16 protein-coding genes are annotated in these 15,510 nt (G+C 43.0%); 15 read left to right on the top strand and 1 reads right to left on the bottom strand.

Annotated elements, in window-relative coordinates:
* Positions 1–247 precede the first annotated feature (247 nt).
* The 8 genes from AB1L08_RS18480 to AB1L08_RS18445 all read left to right on the top strand — a co-directional run bounded on the left by AB1L08_RS18480 (position 248) and on the right by AB1L08_RS18445 (position 8,864).
* Complete coding sequence (locus AB1L08_RS18480; protein ID WP_413066110.1) at positions 248–922, top strand: response regulator transcription factor; 675 nt, start codon at positions 248–250, stop codon at positions 920–922.
* Entirely contained in the window at positions 919–2,289 is a 1,371-nt protein-coding gene (locus tag AB1L08_RS18475) for a sensor histidine kinase (protein ID WP_413066109.1), read from the top strand. Before AB1L08_RS18480 ends, AB1L08_RS18475 begins: the two co-directional genes overlap by 4 nt.
* Positions 2,290–2,385: 96 nt before the next feature.
* A complete protein-coding gene (locus AB1L08_RS18470; RefSeq protein ID WP_413066108.1) occupies positions 2,386–5,466 on the top strand; it encodes an efflux RND transporter permease subunit in 3,081 nt (1,026 codons plus the stop codon).
* Positions 5,467–5,769: 303 nt separating this feature from the next.
* Positions 5,770–6,579 carry a TrmB family transcriptional regulator gene (locus tag AB1L08_RS18465; RefSeq protein WP_413066107.1) on the top strand — a complete coding sequence of 270 codons (810 nt, stop codon included), beginning with the start codon at positions 5,770–5,772 and terminating at the stop codon, positions 6,577–6,579.
* A gap of 68 nt (positions 6,580–6,647) precedes the next feature.
* Positions 6,648–7,358 carry an alanyl-tRNA editing protein gene (locus AB1L08_RS18460; protein WP_413066106.1) on the top strand — a complete coding sequence of 237 codons (711 nt, stop codon included), beginning with the start codon at positions 6,648–6,650 and terminating at the stop codon, positions 7,356–7,358.
* 16 nt (positions 7,359–7,374) lie between these two features.
* Positions 7,375–8,091 carry an AzlC family ABC transporter permease gene (locus tag AB1L08_RS18455; RefSeq protein ID WP_413066105.1) on the top strand — a complete coding sequence of 239 codons (717 nt, stop codon included), beginning with the start codon at positions 7,375–7,377 and terminating at the stop codon, positions 8,089–8,091.
* On the top strand, positions 8,082–8,399 hold the full coding sequence (locus AB1L08_RS18450) for an AzlD domain-containing protein (protein ID WP_413066104.1): 318 nt from the start codon (positions 8,082–8,084) through the stop codon (positions 8,397–8,399). Before AB1L08_RS18455 ends, AB1L08_RS18450 begins: the two co-directional genes overlap by 10 nt.
* Positions 8,400–8,576: 177 nt before the next feature.
* Positions 8,577–8,864, top strand: coding sequence for a DUF5316 family protein (locus AB1L08_RS18445; protein WP_413066103.1), 288 nt, complete (start codon positions 8,577–8,579; stop codon positions 8,862–8,864).
* Between the two features lie 132 nt (positions 8,865–8,996).
* Here AB1L08_RS18445 and AB1L08_RS18440 read toward each other — a convergent pair whose 3' ends face one another.
* Entirely contained in the window at positions 8,997–10,169 is a 1,173-nt protein-coding gene (locus AB1L08_RS18440) for an MFS transporter (RefSeq protein ID WP_413066102.1), read from the bottom strand.
* A gap of 202 nt (positions 10,170–10,371) precedes the next feature.
* On the opposite strand from AB1L08_RS18440, the gene AB1L08_RS18435 reads away from it, so the two are divergent.
* From AB1L08_RS18435 to AB1L08_RS18405, 7 genes are all read left to right on the top strand, one after another.
* Positions 10,372–10,881: a type 1 glutamine amidotransferase domain-containing protein gene (locus AB1L08_RS18435; RefSeq protein WP_413066101.1), complete on the top strand. Its 510-nt coding sequence runs from the start codon at positions 10,372–10,374 to the stop codon at positions 10,879–10,881.
* Positions 10,882–10,969: 88 nt separating this feature from the next.
* Entirely contained in the window at positions 10,970–11,425 is a 456-nt protein-coding gene (locus AB1L08_RS18430; RefSeq protein WP_413066100.1) for a MarR family winged helix-turn-helix transcriptional regulator, read from the top strand.
* 10 nt (positions 11,426–11,435) lie between these two features.
* Complete coding sequence (gene racE, locus AB1L08_RS18425; RefSeq protein ID WP_413066099.1) at positions 11,436–12,251, top strand: glutamate racemase; 816 nt, start codon at positions 11,436–11,438, stop codon at positions 12,249–12,251.
* A gap of 124 nt (positions 12,252–12,375) precedes the next feature.
* Complete coding sequence (locus AB1L08_RS18420) at positions 12,376–13,452, top strand: GerMN domain-containing protein (RefSeq protein ID WP_413066098.1); 1,077 nt, start codon at positions 12,376–12,378, stop codon at positions 13,450–13,452.
* A gap of 130 nt (positions 13,453–13,582) precedes the next feature.
* Complete coding sequence (gene rph, locus AB1L08_RS18415) at positions 13,583–14,362, top strand: ribonuclease PH (protein ID WP_413066097.1); 780 nt, start codon at positions 13,583–13,585, stop codon at positions 14,360–14,362.
* A complete protein-coding gene (locus AB1L08_RS18410; protein ID WP_413066111.1) occupies positions 14,358–14,960 on the top strand; it encodes an XTP/dITP diphosphatase in 603 nt (200 codons plus the stop codon). Before rph ends, AB1L08_RS18410 begins: the two co-directional genes overlap by 5 nt.
* Before the next feature lie 82 nt (positions 14,961–15,042).
* Positions 15,043–15,510: MFS transporter (locus AB1L08_RS18405; RefSeq protein ID WP_413066096.1), on the top strand; the 468-nt coding region annotated here is incomplete at its 3' end.

Below are 15,510 nucleotides of genomic sequence, written 5' to 3'. Positions count from 1 at the left end.
GGCCTTTTAGGCCGAGGCCGGTAAGAGAGGCTTTCAGCCGCAGAGCAAACCACCAGTTCACACTGGTGGTTTTGATTGTTTTGAATTCCAATGTTAAACCTACGTAATCGGAGGTCTGTACTTATCAATACGATTGCCGTGAGTTAAAAAACGAAGCTTTTTGTGTGCAAGTATCTGAATACAAAAATAGTATAATATGAGATGGAATCAAGAAATAACGAGAATACAAGTTTAAGGGTGATGGAAAGTGATTCGGATATTGGTAGCGGAAGATGACCCGCATATTCAACGGCTTATAAAAGTGTATCTTGAACCGGAAGGCTTTGAGATTTTGCAAGCTTTCGATGGTGAAGAAGCAATACGTTTGATGGAAAACAATCAGGTGGATTTAGTGATACTCGATATTATGATGCCGAAGGTGGACGGCTTTGATGTATGCCAAGAAATCCGGCAATTTTCGACTGTCCCGATTTTAATGGTAACCGCAAAAGGGGAAACGAAAGATAAGGTGGACGGTTTTCGAAGCGGGACCGATGATTATATCGTGAAGCCGTTTGATCCCGTTGAATTTGTGCTGCGTGTAAAAGCATTGCTGCGCCGTTATCGGATAGCCTATTCATCTACCGTTACGATTGGCCTTCTCAAATTGGATGAAAAAAAACAAAGCGTTGAAATCGAAGATCAAATCATTGTATTGCCGCCGAAAGAATTTCAACTCTTATTTAAATTGGCAAGTTATCCGGGAAATATCTTTACAAGATGCCAATTAATCGAGCAAATTTGGGGAGTGGATTATGAAGGAGACGAAAGGACGGTTGATGTTCATATCAAACGTATCCGGCAACGGTTTGAAAAATGGACAGACCAGTTTCGAATCGTTACAGTTCGTGGTTTAGGCTATCAATTGGAAGTGAAAAAATGAAAACGTTATATACCCGGATCGTTATCGTTTACATCATTACTGTAATCGTCAGTCTTGTTGTCGGTTTTTTCACGATCGGTTTTCTCGTTCAATCACGCTTTGGCGAAGAACAGGAAGAACTTTTAATGAAGCAGGGAAAAGGTTTTATTGCATTATCGGAAAAATGGGATGATTTTTCAGAAATAAAAACCTTAGCGAATGATTTGTTTATCCCTATGTACGTGAATTTTGCGCTATATGATTCGGAAGGATTGGCCGAAGTGATTGGAACGACCAAAAGATCCATTCCTGAAAAGAGAATTCACCAAGTTTTACAAGGAAACGTGTACCGGGAAGATGGCGATGATTTTAATAACCCGATCGTCGGGATTCCTTTTCAAAAAGAAAACAAACATTACGCACTCTTCGTTTATTTAAGTGATGCTGATGGGATTGAAAAGAGCGCTTATCAAGTTGTCCTTTTAGGATTTATAAGCGTGCTGATTTCAGGAAGTATGTTAATTTTGATTGTCTCCCGTTTTATCGTTAAACCATTAACAAAAATGACCAAAGCAACACAGGAATTGGCCAAGGGGAATTTTGACATTCATCTACATTCAAAACGAAAAGATGAAATCGGTGTTTTAGCAAGAAATTTTGACATGATGGCTGAAGATTTACAGAAAATCGAACAAATGCGGAAAAATTTTATTTCGGATGTTTCTCATGAAATTCAATCTCCCCTTACTACGATTCGCGGATTCTCCAGAGCGTTAAGGGAGAAAGAACTGCCTGTGGCGGAGCGTTTGGAATTTTTGCAGATCATTGAATCGGAAAGTGAAAGGTTATCACGCCTAAGTAGTCATTTGCTTCGGCTTGCATCGTTGGAATCGAATCAACATCCGTTTGAACCGAAACGTTTTTTATTGGATGAACAAATCAGAACGGTTATTTTAAATTTGGAGCCGGAATGGTCGAAAAAACAGATAACATTTACGGTGGATTTGCCAAAGACTTATATCGTGGCAGACGAAGATTTGCTGCATCAAGTTTGGCAAAATATGATACATAACAGCATTAAATATAATAGGGACGGGGGTACAATTGGTGTTCGGATAAAGAAAAAGCCCCGTACGATCATTATTGAAATTGAAGATACAGGCATTGGCATAAAAGAAGAACATCAGAGGAAAATTTTTGAACGATTTTATAAAGCAGAACATTCCCGGACAAAGAAAAATGGCAGCGGTATCGGACTATCGATTGTCAAAAAAATAGTAGAGTTGCATCATGGCGATATTTGCGTAACGAGCAAGCCGAGAAAAGGGAGCCAATTTACCATTACATTACCTGTAAAGCAAATGAAAAGAAAAGAAGTGAATCATTAATGGCCGCAAAACTTGCTTTGCGGTCTTTTTTGTTCATATTCAGTTCATAATGCCCTGCTATGTTTTGAGAGAAGAAAATATTAGGGGGTAAAAAAAGTGTCGAGAATTACACAATGGAGTTTGAAAAACGGGATTGCTGTTTTTTTACTATGCATCCTCGTTTTAGGAGGTGGATTGTTTGCAACGACAAAAATTCAAAAGTCAATCATGCCAGATCTCTCCTATCCTACTTTATTTGTTCAAATCGCAATCCCGGGCCAGTCTGCAGAAGAAACCCAGAAAAATATAACGGTGCCCCTGGAAGAAAAAATATTGTCCGCAAATGAAGCAGAAAATGTCATTGCTTCAACAACAAGCAATGTGGTCACGATTGAGGTTCAATATCCGTACGGGACTGATCTTGATAAAGTAAATAATAAATTGGAGGCGATCGTGAACAGTGTCCCGTTACCTGAACATGCCGATAGGCAAGTATTGACAATTGATCATATGTTAAATAGCGTCTACCAGGCTGCATTAACAGGTGATGACCGCGATCAGCTTCAGAAAAAAATAACAGAAACGATTATTCCTGAAATCAAAAAAGTGAACGGGGTAGCAAATGTAGAGGTTACCGGACTTAAGGACCCTAATTGGGTGATTGAATTAAATCAGGAAAAGGCATTGGAAAAAGGGATCAGTTTACAAACTGTGAAGGATGTGCTGGAAAGCAAAAATATGGACATGGCCGTTGGAACGGTTGAAAACAATGGCCAAACAATACCTGTTGATATACGAGGCAGCATTCAATCAATTGAGGATTTACGCAAATTGGTGATCAGCAGCGATCAGCCAAATCCGGGACCAGGTGTAAAATTATCCGATATTGCCACTATTAAAGAAACAGAAAAAGAGCAAGAAATATCCCGTTATAACGGAGAGCCGGCTTTTGTTTTCACCATTACAAAAGAGAAAAACGCCAATACGGTTGCTGTAACCAATAAAGTTGAAAAGATTTTTGAGCAGTATCAAACAGAAGCAAAGTATGAAAAATATCCAATTTTGAATTATGGCAAGGAAATTGATACGTCGATCTCCAAATTGGTAAAAGAAGGATTGTTTGGAGCGTTATTTACCATTATTGTCATCGCTTTATTTTTGCGAAGCTTCCGTGCGACGATCATTTCGATTATCTCATTGCCGGTTTCAATTCTTGTCACGATCATGGCATTGGATTATATAGGTTATACGTTGAATGTCATGACATTAGGGGGCCTTGCAGTAGCAATCGGCCGGATTGTCGACGACAGTATTGTCGTTATTGAAAATATGTACCGCTGGCTGCAGGAAAAAGGCATGACATTGAGTCGGAAAGAGATTGCGTTCAGAGCAACGAAAGAAGTGATGACTGCTGTTGCCTCATCCACTTTTGTCACATGTATCGTCTTTTTGCCGGTTGCCTTTGTGGATGGGATGATTGGGGAGCAATTCCGCCCGTTTGCCCTTGCCGTGGCCATTTCCATCTTAACATCACTATTTGTGGCGATTATGCTTATACCTGTATTGGGGAAAACTTTCTTTAAAAAAGTGAAGCCAAAAGAAAAGGAAGGCAGACTGGTGAAAGGGTATGAAAAACTTCTTCGCCTGGCGATCAGAAGAAAAGGCGTGGTCCTGACTCTTTCCATCCTGCTGCTTGTCGGTTCAATATCGTTAGTGCCGTTCATGGGATTTTCGTTAATTCCAGCGGGAAGCAGTACATCCTTAAACATTAGTATGATTCTTCCTGCAGGGACGGAGCTTGAAGAAACGGACAAAGCCGCCAAAAAAGTGGAAACCTATTTGGAGGGAAAAAAAGAAATTGATTATAGCAGCGCCGAAGTCGGCAAACCGGCAGATCCGCTATCATTCCAGAAAAATGATAACGAAGCCACCTTTATCGTAAAATTGAAAAAAGGTTTCACTGCCGACGAAGAAATGAGTTCATTAAAAAGGAACCTATCCAACCTTGTCAAAGCGGATATTCCTGGAGCAGAAATAACAGTTGAGGAATTATCACAAGCACAAGGATCTTCCGGAAATACAGTGGTCATCGAAATGTATGGAGACGACGCAATAGCGTTGGAAAAAGCATCAAAACAAGTGGAAAATTTGTTGAAGCAAAACAGCCAATTAAAAAACGTAAAAAATGAAATGAATGAAGCACGTAAAAAATGGTCGATTTCTTTAAATGACAAAGGAAAAGAACTAAATGTCGATCCCAGCCTATTGATGGGATTGGTCCATGAACAATTAGATGCTGTTGAATTAGTCGATTATAAAATAAAAGATGATAATATGAATGTTACGATTGATTATCATAAAAAAATTGCAAGCAAGTCCGGATTGGAGGAATTAAAAATTCCAACCTCCAGTGGTGAAAAACAACTAAAAGAAGTGGCAAAAGTTGTGGAAACGAAAACACCTATTGAAATTAACCGGGAAAACGGCAAAACGCTGGCAAAAGTCACTGCACAAATAAAAGGGAATAATATTTTAGAGGAATCAAGCAAAGTGCAAAAAGATGTCGAAGCATTGAAACTGCCTGAAGGAGTGAGTCTAAAAACAGGCGGGGCGAATGAGGAAATCATAAAAGAATATACCCAGATGGGGGTTTCGATGATCACAGCGATCGTACTGGTATTTTTCATCTTATGCTTGACCTTTAACGGTCTGCTGACGCCCATCGTCATTTTAACCTCGATTTTGTTCGTGCCCATCGGATCGTTCGGATTTTTGCTCATTGCCGGACAGCCGCTCTCCTTGAGCTCTTTAATTGGATTGTTAATGTTAATCGGAATCGTTGTCACAAATGCAGTTGTTCTCCTGGATCGGGTTGAAAATAACCGCAAACAGGGAATGGAAGTAGAGGAAGCGATCGTGGAAGCAGGGAAAATCCGCCTCAGACCCATCGTCATGACAGCAGTTGCAACCATTTGTGCCCTTATACCGCTTGCACTGTCAGCCGATATCGAGTCCGCTTCCGCTGCCTTGATTTCAAAAGGATTGGCCATCACTGTTATTGGGGGCTTAACAACATCGACATTGTTGACATTGGTGGTTGTACCTTCACTTTATCGAGCAGTTGAAAGGTTCCGTTGGAACAAGGGCAGTTTTCAAAAAGAAAACGGATTGCAAGAAAGAATGACGAATAGTATGTAAAAAGTCCGTCTCTTGATGGCAAAGTGACTATGCCCTTTAACAAATGTTTCTCATTTTTGATCGGCATGAACATTTTCAGGGGTATGAAACGGAAAGATTCTTTTCCCTTTCACAATTGCAAGAAGTGTTATAAAACCAAAAAGTCTCCTGTATTATGGGAGGCTTTTTTTCCTATCTATAATATGTTCCATGTTTTTGGACAGTCTCTGAGGCTGAAAATGTAAAAAATACCTCAGGTGATTGACAAAACAAATTCGGCATCTTATAGTAGCTATATGAATAACTACTAAAGAGGGGCGTTTTATGGAGGGCATTTATACGGAGCTGCAGAAACTGGGTTTTTCGCAGTACGAGTGCAAAGCCTATGTCGGCTTATTAAAAAACTCACCTGTCACGGGGTATGAGGTAAGCAAACGCACGGGTGTACCGAGATCCATGATCTATGAAGTGTTGGGTAAATTATTGGATAAAGGCGCGATTTATGTTGTTCCGTCCGAACCGGTAAAATATTCACCCATACCCGCAAAAGATTTAATCGAGCGCCTTCGCAAGTCGTTTGCCGAAACGTTTGATGCATTGGAGCAGCAGCTGCCATCGATTGAAAGTGAACGGGAAACAGATGTGATTTGGCATATTCGCAGCCATGAACATGTAATCGAAGAAATGCTGAATATAATCCGTTCGGCGAAAAATGAGTTATGGCTGTCCGTTTGGGAAACACAGGTTCCGCAAATCAAAGAGGCGGTTGATCAGCGGGTAAAGGATGGAATTCACATTTTTACCATTCTTTTTGGTGCTCCCGATACTCAGTTGGGATTAACATTTCACCACAACTATATGCAGCCTGATGTGGTAAGGGAGCGTATGGGCGGCCATTTGACGGTTGCGGCCCGCGATGGAGAAGAAGTGTTGATTGCCAATTTTACTGAAAAGTCTTTTGCATGGGCGGTAAAAACGAAGGACCCTGCTCTTGTGCTTATAGCTACTGAATATATCAGGCATGACATCATGATTGAGGAAATCACGAAAGAGTTTGGGGCTGACAAATTGGATGCCCTTTGGAGAACAAATATGGATTTAAGTCATGTTGTGAAAGGAAACCGGTTCAAATAAAATGAACCGTATTTTCTTCCCATTTTTATAGTAGTTAGCAAAATAACATCTAATGGAGATGATCAAAGATGACAAAAGAACTGTTTTTAAAGGACTCATACCAAACCATGTGCAATGCCAATATTTTATCGATTGAAGGGGATAAAGTGATTCTCGATCAGACCATTTTTTATCCAACCGGCGGGGGACAAGAGTGTGATACTGGTACATTGATTCAAGAAGGCGAAGTGTTTGATGTTTTTCAAGTAAAAAGGGAAAGCGGGAAAATTATTCACTTCGTCAAAAACGCCGAACGATTAATATTGGGGGAAGTGACGGCCGAAATCGATTGGGAAAGACGCCGGGGACTCATGAGACATCATTCTTTATTGCATGTGCTGGGAGCAGTTGTCAATAAAAAGTATGGGGCACTGTGTACTGGCAATAAAATTTATCCTCACAGGGCCAGAATAGACTTTAATCGGCTTCAAGATTTAACAGAAGATCAATATGATGAGATTGTAATAGAAACGAACCAAATCATCCAAGAAGGTCATCCGATCAAATATCAACTGATTTCAAGGAGTGAGGCCGAAACACGCCCCGGATTGGTCAAAACGGCTGTGAACTTATTGCCGCCGACTGTTACTGAAATTCGCCTAGTAAACATTGAATCCATTGATGAACAGGCTTGCGGCGGTACACATGTTGCAAATACAAAAGAAATTGGCGAAATGAGGCTCGTAAAAGTCAGCAGCAAAGGAAAAAACAATAAGCGGCTGGAAGTTGCGCTAGTTTGAGAGGGACATACGGAAAATGGAGAGACTGGTAACGACAAATGAAGCTAATCATGCCTTTTTAAAAGGTGTGAAGGATTGTTTACCGACAGTATTAGGTTATTTAAGCATTGGTTTTGCCGCAGGCGTCGTGGAAAAAACAGCCGGATTAAGCTTAATGGAAATAGCGCTGATGTCCTTGCTTCTCTATGCGGGTTCGGCTCAATTTATTGCTGCGGGAATGTGGGTTGCAGGTGCCCCTGTCATGTCTATCATTTTGATGATTTTTATTGTGAATCTCAGATATTTTTTATTGAGTGCTGCTTTAGCACCCCATTTTCGGCACCTGCCCCCGAAAAAGAATCTCATTACCGGGTTTTTGTTGACAGATGAAACATTTGGTGTCGCAGCGAACCATTTGGCTCAAAAGAAGCATGCTGATTATCACTGGATGCTTGGCCTAAACGTAACGGCTTATCTCAACTGGTTGTTGGCAAATGTAGCCGGAGGCTATTTTGGAACATGGATTGAACAGCCTGAAACTTTCGGCCTTGATTTTGCTTTGCCTGCGATGTTTATTGGCTTGCTTATACTGCAAGTTTTAAATCAACCGAAAATATCGATTGAAATAGTCGTCATTTTTAGTGCGGTTATTTTTACAGTGCTGGCCAGCTTGGTTGTTCCAGCCGGCATTGATGTTATTATAGGAACAATTTTTGCTGCTTGTGTCGGGATGGTGATGGAAAAGTGGAATTAAGGTGGGATGTATTATTCATCATTATTGGCGGGGCGATCGTGACGTTTTTGCCCAGAGCTTTCCCCTTGGTCGTTTTAAGTAAGATAGAAATTCCTGATTGGGGCATGCGCTGGTTAAAATATATACCTGTTGCCATCTTATCCGCCTTATTGGCGCAAGAATTGCTTCCTTTGGAAGATCACCAGCACTGGGAAATGTCACACCTCATTGCTGCGGCGGTTTGTCTGATTGCGGGGCTCCTGACCAGAAGCCTGCTATTGACAGTGGGCGTCGGAATAGGGGTGGTGATGCTGTATCACTTCATCTGACTTAGAGCAAATCCCCCTTGACAAATGCCAGGAAAAGATAATTGCCATTTTGAAGACTGTGGTTTTATAAAGTCACAGTTGTTATTTTGAAAAGTTTCAAAATGTTGAAAACAAAGAGTGTTCACAATGAAACCAATCGTTTCCTCAAGCGTAAATAGCTTAAAGGGGGGGAGAGCATTGAAATATGTAATGGTCGGGATTCTTTTATCTGTTGTTGCTATTTTATTATGTCTTGGGATGTGGGGAATGGAAAAGGTTGTCTTTATCACCGGAGGTATCGGGTTATTGTTCCTTGGCCTGGGGGCGCTTTCGTCGGGGGCACTTGTGAGCGGTGATCGGATGAGGGCCAATTATGCCAATGAATCGATGAGTGAAAGACATGAAAGAACCGCGGTAAGTACAAGACTTATTTTGGTTGGTTTGCCCAATTTGGTTATCGCGGCATGTTTCCTCTATTTCTTGTAAACGAATGAAAGGGTTGGAAAAGTAAACATCCATAAAAAATTTGCTGAAGATCTTAAATATTAAAAAATCGCATTGATGCAACGAGAGCATGTAACAAAACCGGCTTTCCGCAAGGAGGCCGGTTTTGGGTTCTTATGAAGACATTGACTCAAGCTGCCTTGTCTTCCCTTTATACAATTGGTACAAAATAAACGCCAGTATGGAAATCACAATTCCCGAAATGTACGGAAGTCCAATCGCCACGGAGAACAGCCAGCCCCCAAGCGGCGGCCCGATAATTCTGCCGAGAGAGTCAAAGGAGGATAACAGCCCCGTCGTGCTTCCGTGTCCGGTCGTTGATTTTTTCGTAAGCAGCGCCGATACGCTCGGCCGGATCACCCCGTTTCCGATTCCAAAAACCGTCAAATAGATGGCTGCCGTAGTAAAGCTGTCCACGAGCAAAATAAGGGAAAATCCGATGATGGACAAGATGATCCCGCCCTGGATGACGACACCTTCTCCGTATCTTTTTGTAAGCCTTCCAACGAGGCCGCCTTGGACAACGGCTCCCGCCAGCCCCATGATCATGAAAAGATAACCGAGCTCAACCGTTCCCAATCCTGCTTTTTTTGCGGCAAAATAGGCAAATGTTGCCTCAAGCCCGGCCAACGAAACAGAAGTGAAAAACTGCATGATATATAAAACGGAAACAGGACCGTTCAAAGCCCGGAGCATAGGCGTTTTTTCAGGAGCATGTCCGCCGCGCCGTTCCTTGGATAACGATTCCTTCAGGATAATCATCACCAAAAAAAACGTAAAGAGAGAGGAAATGCCTGCGACATAAAAAGGCATGTTTAAGCTTGTTTTTGAAAAAATTCCGCCGATCGCCGGGCCGAAAATAAAGCCGAGGCCAACGGATGCACCTATAATGCCCATCCCTTTACCACGGTCTTCATCCGTTGTAATATCAGCCACATACGCCATAACCGTTGGCATATTGGCCGAAGAAAGAAATCCCCCGATGATTCTTGCCGCGAACAGCATCCATAGTTGCGAAGACAATGCCATCATGAAAAATGAAATGGCCAATCCGAATATACCGATCATTATCACGGGCTTACGGCCGATCCGGTCGGAAATCCTCCCCCACATGGGAGCAAACAGGAGCTGCATGAATGAATAGACAGCCATCAAAAGACCCAATTCAGCCGGTGAAGCCCCCATATTTTCAGCATAAAACGGAAGAACGGGAATAATGATGCCAAAGCCTACCATCACAAAAAACATAACCGCAAATAAAATCGGCAATGCTCTTTTTGTTTCCAAAAGAAGTCACTCCAGTCCAAAGTCAGTTGAATATTTCAAGTTTCGTTTGTTTTGGATTCACTTCATCTTACCATGAACAAATTTAGGTTGTGAATGAAAAAGCTGTTCCGTGTCAACTTATACAAAAATATGTCACTTTTGGTTTGAGAAAAACTGTGAAGGGAAAATAAGAATATAGCACAAATATAAGGGGTTGTTCAAAATGAGCAAAATTGCAACTGTCATCACAAACATGTTTGAGGACTCGGAGTATACAGAGCCTGCGAAGGCTTTTCGGGAAGCCGGCCATACGGTTGTCACGATTGAAAAAGAAGCGGGAAAAATTGTCAAGGGCAAACAGGAACAGTCAAACGTTCCCATTGACAAAGGAATTGATGATGTTTCAGCAGATGAGTTTGATGCCTTGTTTATTCCAGGGGGTTTTTCACCGGACCAGCTTCGTGCCGATGACCGTTTTGTCCAATTTGCCAAAGCATTTATGGAGGCAAAGAAACCGGTGTTTGCCATATGCCACGGGCCGCAGTTGTTAATCACGGCGAAAGCCTTGGAAGGCAGGAAAGCCACCGGTTATAAATCGATCAAGGTCGATATGGAATATGCAGGTGCCGATTATCAAGATGAAAAAGTGGTTGTTTGCGCCAATCAGCTTGTCACGAGCAGAACTCCGGATGATCTGCCCGCATTTATTGAAGAATCAATGAAATTGTTGTAAACAAGGGGGAATCAACTGTATTTCCCCTTGTTTTTTTATCTGAAAAAGGCGACAATGCTTATAAAAGGATGTGGGAGGAACCGTTTTAATGGATGAAAACATGATCCTGAAACATAATGAACAATTGGTCGCCACGCTGGAAAAGGATCTTCGATACATATCTGCGATTGTGAAACAAAAGGGGAGAGAATTACTAACAGACTATTCGATTACACCCCCCCAATTTGTTGCCTTGCAATGGCTGTTTGAAGAAGGCGACATGACGATCGGCGAACTTTCGGGCAAGATGTTTCTCGCCTGCAGTACCACGACCGATCTCATAGACAGAATGGAGAAAAAAATGCTCGTCGAACGGGTAAAAGACCCGAAAGACCGGCGGGTCGTTCGCATACACTTATTAGAAAAGGGCGAAAAAATCATCGGCGAAGTCATCAAGAAAAGACAAAAATATTTGCACGATGTTCTCCAGGATTTTTCCGAAAATGAAGTAATCGATTTAAAGGACAGCTTGGAGAAACTTCATCGTGAAATGAAAAAAGAATGAGGCGTTTTGATTGAAACAGGCAATAGGAGTTATTGATTCAGGTATTGGAGGATTAACTGTAGCAAAAGAAATCATGCGGCAACTCCCTCATGAACAAATATATTATGTTGGCGATACGGCCCGCTGCCCGTACGGCCCGAGGCCGGAAGAGGAAGTAAAGGCATTCACATGGGAAATGACTTCCTTTTTAATGGACTGGAATATTAAAATGCTCGTCATTGCTTGCAATACGGCCACTGCCGTCGTACTGGATGAAATACGGACCGAACTGCCAATACCGGTAATCGGTGTCATTTCCCCGGGAGCCAGGGCCGCCTTGAAGGTAACGAAAAATAATCGAATCGGGGTTCTGGGAACGGCGGGTACAATCAAGAGCGAGGCTTACGTACGCGAACTCATCGCCATCAATACGGAGTCGAAAGTAACGCAGCTCGTTTGCCCCAAATTTGTTCCCATTGTGGAAAGCTTTCAATATAACAGCGATATTGCCAAAAAAATTGTAAAAGAAACGTTAAAACCGATAAAGGAAACGGATATTGATACACTGATTCTTGGCTGTACCCATTACCCGCTTCTGGGTCCTCTCATTGAAAAAGAGATGGGTTCCCATGTGCATGTCATCAGCTCCGGAGAGGAGACGGCCAGTGAAGTGAGTGCCATTCTCCACTATAAAGAAATATTAAATATCGAATCCGCGCCTCCCGAACACCGGTTTTTTACGACTGGATCAAAAGAACTATTTGGAAAAATTGCATCCGACTGGCTGGGAATCAACAACTTGTCCATCCATGCAACAAACATTGAAAAGGGCGTTTTGAAATTATAAACATATCCTCCGCGCGGGATATGTTTTTTTTAATTGTTTCCGAAAACATGTGCCCAAGCGGTCTAATTAAACAAAACAGCTCGTATACATGGAAGTACAAACCGTATAATTAGGAGGGGTAGGAATGTTTAAACGAGCGCAATTGGCCGCTTTGATTGTTATGTTAGCAGCAAGCGGGTTCATATCGGGCTGCGGGCTTTTGAGCAAAGGAAAGGAGAAGTTGGATCCTCCAAAAGAGGTCTCCTACCTAAAAGAAGGGGAGGAACTTCAAACATCCCCCAAAGACGGAGAGGAGGAACAAAAAACCACAGGTGAGGGGGAGACTGAAAAGACTGTGATGAGAGATTTATATTTGATTGACCGAAACGGTTTAGTCGTTTCTCAAACGCTTCCTCTCCCGGCATCGGATAGTCCAGCCAAGCAGGCGCTGGAATATCTTGTTGCGGATGGGCCGGTAACCGAAAAATTGCCAAACGGTTTCAGAACCGTGCTTCCCGCAAACACGGAGGTAGATGTCGATATACAGGACGGAACGGCAATCGTTGATTTTTCAGAGGAATTTGCAGATTACGAAGCAAAAGATGAAAAGAAAATTTTACAGGCGATTACATGGACGTTGACCCAGTTTGACTCTATTGAACGCGTCGAACTGAGGATGAATGGCCATAAAATAAATGAGATGCCTGTAGACAAAACCCCGATCAGCGAAAAGGGATTATCCAGGCAGGACGGCATTAATTTGGAGGAGTCCGGAGTTGCGGATATTACGAATACTCGTCCATTAACCGTTTATTACTTAGCCCAATCAGATGATAAACCGTATTATGTCCCCGTCACGAAGCGGGTTTCAAACGCCGAGACGGATGATATAACAGCGATTGTCAATGAATTGGCAGAAGGTCCCGGAATGATGGCTGCTTTGGTCAGCGGAATGGGCGGCGGCGTGAAATTGCTCGATGAACCTAAAGTAAAAGAAGGGGTTGTCACCTTAAACTTTAATGAAGCGGTCCTGGGCAGTTCCAAGGAAAAAATGATATCGGAAGAAACCCTTCAATCATTGGTTCTTTCATTAACGGAATTAGAAGATGTAAAAAGCGTTGCCATAGCGGTGGGTGGCAAGCAGGAACTTTTAAACGAAAAGGGTGAACCGTTAACGGCTCCTGTTTCCCGTCCGGAAAAAGTGAATACAGGAAGTTATTAATTCAACTATTTTTGTTATACTAAAGGTAGACGTGGAAGAGGCTGGCAAAACAGTGATGCAGCCTCTGTTGTTTTTTTATCATACAGATCTTGCGGAAAATGGTTTTGGAAAGTTAAAGGAGGACAAGCAGTTGAGAATTGATGGAAGAAAAGCGGATGAATTAAGAGAGATACATATGGAAACAGATTTTTTAAAACACCCCGAAGGGTCGGTGCTCATTACAGTCGGGGAAACGAAAGTAATTTGTGCAGCAAGCATTGAGGAAAGGGTGCCGCCTTTTATGCGCGGGGAAGGAAAGGGCTGGATTACGGCTGAATATGCCATGCTGCCAAGGGCGACGGAATCCCGCAATATCAGGGAATCGTCCAAGGGAAAAGTGTCAGGTAGAACGATGGAAATCCAAAGGCTGATCGGAAGGGCGCTGCGTGCCGTTGTTGATTTGAATACCATCGGAGAAAGAACGATTTGGATCGACTGCGATGTGATCCAGGCAGATGGCGGAACGAGAACGGCGTCCATTACCGGCGCTTTCGTTGCCATGACGATGGCAATCGCCAAGCTGGCGGATGAAAAAGAATTGCCCGGGTTTCCCGTCACGGATTTTCTTGCGGCCACAAGCGTCGGGATCGTTGAAGAGGCGGGCGTTGTGCTTGACTTGAACTACCATGAGGACAGTGCTGCCCTCGTCGATATGAATGTCGTTATGACAGGAGCAGGAGAATTTGTTGAACTGCAAGGAACGGGAGAAGAAGCAACCTTTTCGGCTGCTCAACTGCATGACATGCTTGCAGCAGCAGAAAAAGGTTTGAAAAAATTGTTTGATATGCAAAGAGCGGCATTGGGAGATGTCGCTGAGAAAGTCGGAAGCAAAACAGAAGGTATAAATGGGAGCGGTGAGGGTATTGATTGAAAGGATCATTGTCGCTACAAAAAATAAAGGAAAAGCAACGGAATTCGAACAGTTATTTTCCCGGTACGGAATCGAGGCCAAAACACTCCTCGATTTTCCGGACATTCCGGATATCGAGGAGACGGGTGAAACATTTGAAGAAAATGCCATTATAAAAGCCGAGACGATTTCCCGTTTGGCGAACGCATATGTTGTGGCCGATGATTCGGGGCTGGTGGTCGATGCGCTTGACGGAAGGCCCGGGGTGTATTCAGCCAGGTATGCCGGGCCCGGGAAGGACGATCAAGCCAATATTGATAAAGTATTGCATGAAATGGAAGGAGTCCGTAATGAAGAACGGTCTGCCCGCTTTTATTGTGCACTCGCACTGGCCGGACCGGGAGTCAAGACGATGACAGTAAACGGAACCTGTGAAGGCGTCATTTTACATGAGCGAAGAGGGACAGGCGGTTTTGGCTATGATCCTATTTTTTACGTTCCGGCTGAAGGCCGGTCCATGGCAGAATTGGAGCCGGAGATGAAAAATCGGATCAGCCATCGGGCCAAAGCGATAATGGAATTGGAGCGGCATCTCCAGAATTTGACAGTACCCCGTTAAATGGTTCAAGGCCAATCAGTTCCGATTTCACCATTATTTTGATAAAATGCGTATAGCTTTTAAATGGAAATCGGGTGACAACGTGGTTGGTCAAGGGAAAGGCAGTGAAAAAGCATTTTGGTCGATTATTGCCGCCGTTTTTTTCGGAAACTTTTTAGCTGTCATGAACACGTCAACAGTCAATATCGCAATACCTTCGTTCATGGGGGAATTTGCTGCAAAACTCCCGACAGCACAATGGACAGTCACCGGGTTTATGCTGGCGGCAGGAGCCGCTGCACCGTCTGCAGGCTGGTTTGGCGCCCGGTTCGGATATAAAAAAGTATACATCGGGGCACTAACAGGCTTTTTTATCTGCTCGCTATTGATCACCTTTTCCTGGTCCATTGAAATATTGATACTATCCCGCATGCTTCAAGGAGTTTTCAGCGGCATTTTAATGCCGGCAACGATGACCCTGATTTACGAACGATTGGCAGAAGGCCCGGTATTTCAATGCCGGGATGAATGCCAGAAACATAGGTTTAAAAAAGAAATCGGCCCTTGCTTT

Origin of the sequence: Siminovitchia jepli, from assembly GCF_047228825.1 — a bacterium.
Lineage (GTDB): Bacteria > Bacillota > Bacilli > Bacillales > Bacillaceae_C > Siminovitchia.
This window is presented reverse-complemented; position numbering and strand designations above follow the sequence as displayed.